Genomic DNA, 5,702 nt, shown 5'->3' on the forward strand with positions numbered 1-5,702 from the left:
GGGGAGTGGTCAAACTTCGACCCTCAAGCGCCGTTCGATCCCGCGCCAAGTCACGGCGGCTTCCAAGGTCCAACGGACATCCGTGAGTCACCTTCGGCCGGCCAGTTCCCGGCCGTCGTGGCTCACGACCGAGGGCTTGGGCCTACCCGCGTCATCTAGCGCTCGGTAGGCCAGTCCGTTCACGGGCTTTTGCACGATGGTGCGCTCACCGCCGCCCGGCTGGGGCCGGCGCACTCTGCGCCGGAGATCCAAGTTTTCACTGCGCCAGCCGCCTTCACGGACGCAGTCGGCCCCTCCGAGCGGTGACCCTAGCCGCCGCTCAATGGATGAGGCCAACGCGCAGTGGCATAGCAGCACCGATGCGGGCCACGAGTGCCGTGACCTTGTTTCAACGGCTCAGCTTCGTGATCTTCTGGCCCTGCAGAGCGAGGCCTGCCGTCAGACCCGCCTGTCCGAAGATGAACGCATACACATCCGATTGCAGCGTGGTTGTGGTCATTGACTTTGCGACCCCTCATCCGCGACCACAACGCTTGGTCCCATGCCGACCGACAAACCATCGGCATCGTCGAGATCTTTAATAGCGTTATCGTTTATGAAGAACATTGCTTGGGAGAAGGCCTGCGCGCCTGCCTGCAGACCATAGGAAAATGCGGATGCGTTGTAGTATCCCAGCACCCTTCCGTCAGGGGCTTTTGAACGACCTTGTCAGCTATTTTGTCCAGCATCGGGTGTTGTGCGACGGAGCTACCCGCGAACAACAGCGCCGGTGCCATCGAAAACCATAGGAGACGCTTGTTCATTGGTTTACCCTCATGTCGTCATCGATTGTCAACAGGCTAGAAAACCACTGGACGATTGCATGGGTGACGGGCCTGACTCAGAATTACTTTATTTGCGTGATCGCATCATTGATCGCCTTGACCTCACCTCATTTGACATGGGTCAAACGAGCACCAGTACGAGCCGCAAGCAAGTTCAGCGGCGTTAGATGTCCGCTCGCGTGCCACGACCCGGCGTTGCGTCGACACACTGCGCGCTGAGGTGCTCGCTTCGCGCGGCGCTATTTAATACGGTCAGTGATCCGGCCAACAAACTTCCAACCCTGGTCGCGTATCCAGACGTACGTATAGCCGGTCGGACCGTCGATGAATACCGTTAGAGGATGGTTTGCAATAGCGTCCTCCTTCTGTTGTGACGCAACCGCCGGCCTAATGCGCGCTTCGGTCGGCTTGAGACTGGCGTCGCGGCTATCCAATTCCCAACCGTCGTCTGGATTGTAGGTGAGCCGGAGCGTGGTGCCACCGGGGGGTTGAACAAACAACGTGAGCGGTGAATTCGCGATAGCCGTTTCCTGTTCATGTGGTGCTGGAGCAGCGCGCATCACTGCACTCTCCACCTGAATGGCATCAGGACTATCGCTCCCGGTGGCCGCCAACGTGACTTGGTCAAAGGTCACGAGCGTGAGAGTCGTCAGCGTCGCGATGAGCAACCATGCGACTCTATTTGAGCGTTTCATTGTGCTACCTCTAATGGTGACATCGTTCGCACACTCGACGGTCAGGGACGATTGCATCGGTCAAGGGACCGCCGCAACCGATTGTCACGCCGGTGGGCGGTTTTCGACGCCGCCACCGCCCGCCGGACGCATGCATCTGTTGTCCAAAAATTGCGTCGCAATTCGGGGCGGCTTTGCAAGTGCCTTGACGATGTCCGCGTGCTGCCACGCTTGTTGATGCAGGCACGCCGCCGTAGCCCGAATCACGATCCGTTGGTGGGGGCGGTCCCGCGCTCTTTTCCAACGCTGGCCGAGTCGTTGGCTGCGTCTCTTGCTGCGTGGTTTTAGTGCGCGCAATTCCTGGGACCGCCAACAAGCAAACGGTGCTCGCTGCCACTAACATTTGTGATTTCATGCTAACTCCCAAGCTCAAGCGCAAGTGGCTGACGAGGAGCCTCGGCTACTCGTTGATTACGCTGTCCGCTGGCAAAAGGCGTTCACGGTCTGGCGGTGGCGTCTTCGCGACCAGACCCATCAATAGTCGGACAACGGCAGGCTGTGCGCCCGACGCCCGAACTAGTTAGATGACTGCTAGGAAGATAAGGCGAGGGTGATACCCGGCGGGGCAGGATAGCGTACCAATACGGCACTGGGTGACGTATGCTTGTAGGCCGACTGGCCAATAAGATCTGCCCTGCACTTGCGTTATAGGCCGCTTACGCCATAGCTACAAGAACATTCGCCGCGCCGTATCGAATCAATCGATAACTAGGCGCAGATCGGTCGAGCGGCGCGCTCTCTCAGATCAATGTACGTCTCATAGAGATTCGGAAATCTAAATATGTCTTAATCCAATGCATACAACTCCGTGCGGAATAGCTGGGTCGGGACAGCGATTCTTATCGCGTCTCGATCGCGTTCACCCGCGCATTCAATGTCGCAAAGATATTCGGCCACAGGCCCGCACTTCGATCGACTCTTTACTGAAACGCGCGGGCGCGAGGTGTTTCACGACTAAAAAGAGCTTTGAGGAACTCTCTTCGTCCTGCCTCCCAATCGCGCCAAATGGAATGAACGCCCCCGCCTACCTGGTGAGGGATGCTGAACGGAGGCGGACCCTCGCGGGCCGACGGCATCAAGTGCCCAGATGGAAGATCATTGAAGTCTTCACAGGCAAACCGGAGGGTCCAAATGAAGTATACGACCGTAGGGGTGGATATTGCGAAGAACGTATTCCAGCTTCACTGGGTGGACGCCGGCACGGGTGAGATTGTGAACAGGCAACTGAAACGGGCCGCGTTCCTCGAGCATTTTGCAAATCGCGAACCCTGCCTGATAGGCATGGAGGCCTGTGGAGGTTCGCAGCACTGGGCCCGACGACTGATCGAGATGGGCCATCAGGTCAAGCTGATGCCAGCGAAGTTCGTGAAGGCGTTTAACATTGGAAACAAAAACGATCCTGCAGATGCTCGCGCGATCTGGATGGCCACGCAGATGCCGAGCAAGGCCGTCGCCGTGAAGACCGAAGCGCAGCAAGCCATACTGGCGCTGCACCGGTTGCGGCAACAGAAGATCAAGTTTCGCACCGCGGAGATGAACAGCCTGCGCGGTCTGCTGGCCGAATACGGCGAGGTGATGGCCAAACGTCGAGCTGCACTGGACAAGGCAATTCCGAGCGTGCTGGCGAGGCTCGCAGAAAGGTTGCCCGCAATGCTGATCGACTCCTTGCGCGAGCTATGGAGCGATCTCGAGCGGCTTGACAGCCAAATCGCGGACATCGAACGGCGCCTGCAGGCCTGGATGAAGGAAGACAGGGCCTGCCGGGCAATTGCCGCGATCCCTGGTGTAGGTCTGCTGACAGCTACGGCCACTGTTGCCACCATGGGCGACGCGAAGGCATTCAGTTCAGGACGGGAATTCGCTGCCTGGCTCGGCCTAGTTCCCAAGCAGATCGGCACCGGAGGCAGGGTTCAGCTACTGGGCATCAGCCGGCGCGGCGACACGTATGTGCGCACGCTACTGATCCACGGCGCGCGCAGTGTGCTCTTCCATGGGAAACATACCGGAACGTGGGCCGCGCAGTTGCAGAAGCGACGACCGTCGAATGTGGTCGCTGTTGCACTAGCAAACAAGATCGCTCGAACAATCTGGGCAATCCTCGCGCATGACAGGCCGTACGATCAAAGCTACGTGACTTTAAAGATGGCTTGATGGGACGCAAAGAAGTTTGAAGATTGCACGATGACGTCGACAGGTTGCGTTGGCAATCGAGCGTGATGACAGACAGGTCGGACCTGAACTCGCTAAGCCTGAAAGCTAATTTGAGCGCGAAGCTCGTGCGACAAATGAGGAGCGAGTCAGCGGATTTCATCGGGGCCCGCAGCGAATGAGGCTGCAATGAGGCCGCATATAAAGCTGCAACCTATCCTGTCGAATCAACACGCAAGAAAACCTGGCGCATCGGGGGCGTTCATATAAATTATCTTTGGACGGGAAACGAGCAGCAATCATCCAAGTCCAATAGATGGGACCTAGCGCCGACAATCCGCGCAAGAAGTGGCGGGCGCGGACGCCTCCGCTTCAGAGATCTGCCTGTGTACGTTACCGTTCAAGCTGCTTTTGAGAGGCACTAGCGAACGGAATGGCCGACGAAGCGACTGACATGATCGGCGCCCGAAGGTCCGTTGTCCCGTGCGGATTCAACCGGTGGATGCAACACACTTCTATGGGGCATTGGAAGTCAAGCCCTTGGGTGGTCTGTTCCGTGGGGTTTATGAAAGTGCTCGTTGTGGCCTCAGTTGACCAGCACACCAGCCGCACCGTTACTTCGCTGTGCCCATACGGCGGTACATAGGCATCCGGCAACGATTCTGATACGCGAAGCGCGCTAGAGAGCAAATTTCCCTTCGGTTGGAGGAAAACGGCAACGCAAAAACCGCATGCCACCTACTACCGATAGAAAACGTAATCCGCAACATAGGGCGAGCTACCGAGTTCGTGTTCCGTCGAACACGGTGCGGTCGGCATCAACCCTCCAACGGTATGCACTCGCTGCACATACCTGACAACCGATAGCGTGCCGATGCCAGACGTGCTACGAGTTTCGAGCAACAGTTGAGGTATGCTCGCCAGCGTTTCGCTGGGACGCTGTGTAAGCACACGCCCTACAATCCGGCTTCCGTCTTCTGCTCCCCAGGACGGCCCGGCCACGTGCCAGACCGCGGCGTGGCCCCTCGAATCGAACAGCGTCGCTTGTGGGCTCCTGAACACCCAACCCAGATGACGTTGCGCGTCGAACTCACATGAATAAGTCTGCACGCCAGACGCTACCAACGTCATCACGCGATCGGCCTGAGGCGGGTCGATGGACGAACTGGCAGGACCTGCAGGCGCAGCCGCGCACGCCCCCAGTATCGATACAACGACGGTCGCAAAGCCTGATTGCAAAAGATTCCTGAACATGGTTTTCACCTTTAAGAGATGAAGCACGACGCGGAGCGGTTGCCGACCAGAGACATCGGCCTTGAACTCGATAGTTGGGGTATCCGCAAATCCCATGCGTCAGATACCGTTCAGCCATTCAGAACGGAGGACTTTGGCCCCAGTGCATATGCGAATGTCCGGAATTCGCTCAATAGCTAACTCATATTTGCCGCGGTGCGAATTTCGGCAAAGGCCAACGACGCGCCGAACAGGATCGGCGCGCGAAGGTCCGTTAGCTGTGCGGATCCGACACTCGAATGTCCGTCTGAGAGTTGAATCGAAGGACCCCAGATGGCCGACAGTGTTGAAAAACTCCTTTTCTCTCGCAGTAGAACCGGCTCGTGAAAAAATCGACCTCTCAGGTCGCTCCACAAGCGGCTCGTGGGCATCGGTTAGGGGTAAGAGGTCCCCCAAAAACTTCGCTAAAGTCCTAGTGACGGAGTTTTTCAAATGTGAGGGACCTCGCCAACCTGAAGCGGCGTTGAAGTCGCACGGCATCGAGTGCCAGAATTGAGGTGTCAGCCGTCAATCTGAACAGGAGGGGAAGTCATGGACCAGCTTACTACCGTCGGCATCGATCCGGTAAAGAATGTGTTTGCGATCTGCGTGCTCGCCGCCACGGCGCGATACTCCAACGGCGCGTGCTGTGACGCGAAGCATTTATGCGATGGGCCGAGCGACTGTCCTCATGCAGCGTCGCAATGGAAGCCTGTGCTTCGTC

Annotated in this window: 4 protein-coding genes; 1 reads left to right on the top strand and 3 read right to left on the bottom strand. The window is 57.8% G+C overall.

Annotation, left to right across the window (positions count from 1 at the left end; all coding sequences use genetic code 11):
• Positions 1 to 495 precede the first annotated feature (495 nt).
• Complete coding sequence (locus tag BG61_RS44545) at positions 496 to 678, bottom strand: lipid-binding SYLF domain-containing protein (RefSeq protein WP_232256398.1); 183 nt, start codon at positions 676 to 678, stop codon at positions 496 to 498.
• Positions 679 to 1,063: 385 nt separating this feature from the next.
• Positions 1,064 to 1,519 (bottom strand): hypothetical protein, encoded by a 456-nt coding sequence (locus tag BG61_RS37450; protein WP_051673084.1) that lies wholly within the window; start codon positions 1,517 to 1,519, stop codon positions 1,064 to 1,066.
• 1,170 nt (positions 1,520 to 2,689) lie between these two features.
• Between BG61_RS37450 and BG61_RS37455 the strand changes: the two genes are divergently transcribed.
• Positions 2,690 to 3,709: an IS110 family RNA-guided transposase gene (locus BG61_RS37455; protein ID WP_035938228.1), complete on the top strand. Its 1,020-nt coding sequence runs from the start codon at positions 2,690 to 2,692 to the stop codon at positions 3,707 to 3,709.
• 738 nt (positions 3,710 to 4,447) lie between these two features.
• On the opposite strand, the gene BG61_RS44920 is transcribed toward BG61_RS37455, so the two are convergent.
• Complete coding sequence (locus tag BG61_RS44920; RefSeq protein ID WP_306434256.1) at positions 4,448 to 5,056, bottom strand: DUF3455 domain-containing protein; 609 nt, start codon at positions 5,054 to 5,056, stop codon at positions 4,448 to 4,450.
• Between the last annotated feature and the right edge of the window lie 646 nt (positions 5,057 to 5,702).

This window comes from Caballeronia glathei (assembly GCF_000698595.1).
Taxonomy (GTDB): domain Bacteria; phylum Pseudomonadota; class Gammaproteobacteria; order Burkholderiales; family Burkholderiaceae; genus Caballeronia; species Caballeronia glathei.